Source organism: Burkholderia sp. Bp9143, from assembly GCF_003853645.1.
Classification (GTDB): domain Bacteria; phylum Pseudomonadota; class Gammaproteobacteria; order Burkholderiales; family Burkholderiaceae; genus Burkholderia.
This window is the reverse complement of sequence record NZ_QTPO01000128.1, coordinates 1-1,589: the sequence shown is the minus strand read 5'-3', so window position 1 is coordinate 1,589 and position 1,589 is coordinate 1. Positions and strand designations below refer to the sequence as shown.

General features: G+C 63.6%; 1 protein-coding gene. It reads right to left on the bottom strand.

The window, feature by feature from the left end; genetic code table 11:
- A partial coding sequence (gene istA, locus DIE23_RS38930; protein ID WP_124618175.1) for an IS21 family transposase occupies nucleotides 1-1,475 on the bottom strand: 1,475 nt, incomplete at its 3' end.
- Nucleotides 1,476-1,589: the final 114 nt, after the last annotated feature.

Sequence of the window (1,589 nt, the reverse complement as noted above, 5' to 3'; positions counted from 1 at the left end):
CGCAGCGTCTCGTAACGGCTCACGTCGGCCGCGGGCTCTTCCTTGAGCTGGAGTTTCGTCGTGGCGAGGCTGCCATTCGTGACGGGCGCCTTCAGCCGGCTCAGCACGTTCAGGACGTGCTCTGCGCTGGGGCGTCCTGAATCCAGCGCAGCCTGTACGGCGAGCAGCACCGCATCGAGCCCGTGTTCGCGCACCGCAGCGAGCACCTGCGTCATGACGCGATCGCCGCCCGGGTGTTTCAGCAGATGCCGCTGCAGCAGTTGCAGCGGCTGCGGCATCGTGATGAACGGTGCGCCGTTGCGCAGTGCGCCGGGTTTGCGCTCGACCAGCGTGACGTAGTGGCGCCAATCGTAGAAGGTCATGTGCCGCTCGAAGCTGCGTTCGTGGCGTGCGATCTCCTGGGCGTTGGCGACGACGCTGAGATATGCCGGATAGCAGCGCACGCTCACCAACTGGTTCGTGTACTCGGTGGGCACGCTGTAGCGGTTGCGTTGGAAGTGAATCAGGCTGGTCGACGAGACTCGCAGGGTCTGCTCGATGTAGCCGTCGAACGGCCGTGGATTGGGCATCAGCCGGGTACGCTCGTCCTGCAGCACATCCTCGACTGTCAGCTCAGGCCACTGCGGGTGCCGCATGTGCCACGCCTCACGACACTGACCAGCGACCCATTCGTTTAGGATCTCCAGCGTTTCCCAGCGCCGTAGCGCTGCTTCGTGCCAGATCTGACGTCGCCGGTCCTGAACGTTCTTCTCGACGATGCCTTTCTCCCAACCTGCCGCCCGATTGCAGAACTCTGGCTCGAACAGGTAGTGACTGCACATTGCTTCGAAGCGCGCGTTGACCGCACGCTCCTTGCCGCGGCCAACCTTGTCCACAGCGGTCTTCATGTTGTCGTAGATGCCGCGCCGGGGCACGCCGCCGAACGCGGCGAATGCGCGGGCGTGTGCGTCGAACAGCATCTCGTGACTCTGGGTGGGATAGGCGACGAGCCAGAACGCGCGGCTGGAGTTAAGTTTGACGTGGGCGACCTCCAGGCGTCGCCGTAGCCCGCCAACAAACGCGTATTCGCAGCTCCAGTCAAACTGGAAGGCTTCGCCGGGTTCGAAGGCGAGCGGCACGAAGGCCTTCCTGCGAGGCGCCTCAGCCTGCTCCTCGTGCCAACGCCTCACGAACGCGCTCACGCGGCCGTAGCTGCCGGCGTAACCCTCGGCGCGGATCGCCTCGAACATGAACCGGGCGGTGCGCCGGTCACGCTTCGGGCGATGACTGTCGGCACGCAGCCAACCTGTCAGCTGTGCAGCCCAGTCGTCGATGACGCTCGGGCTGACGCGCTTCGGATACTTCGGCTCGACGGCATCAGTCTGCCGCAGCCAGCGGCGCACCGTGTTTCGGGACAGGCCCGTACGCCGCGCAATCTCGCGCAGCGGGACCTTCTCGCGGAAATACATCCGCCTGATCTTGGCCAATATGCCCACCGTGATCACCTTTGTATCCCCTGCTCAAAGATTGAGCAGGGCATTCAATCACGTGGGTCAAAATTCGATGAAAATTTTCAGCTCTAGTGGGTCAGTTCTGTGCGGACATCAACA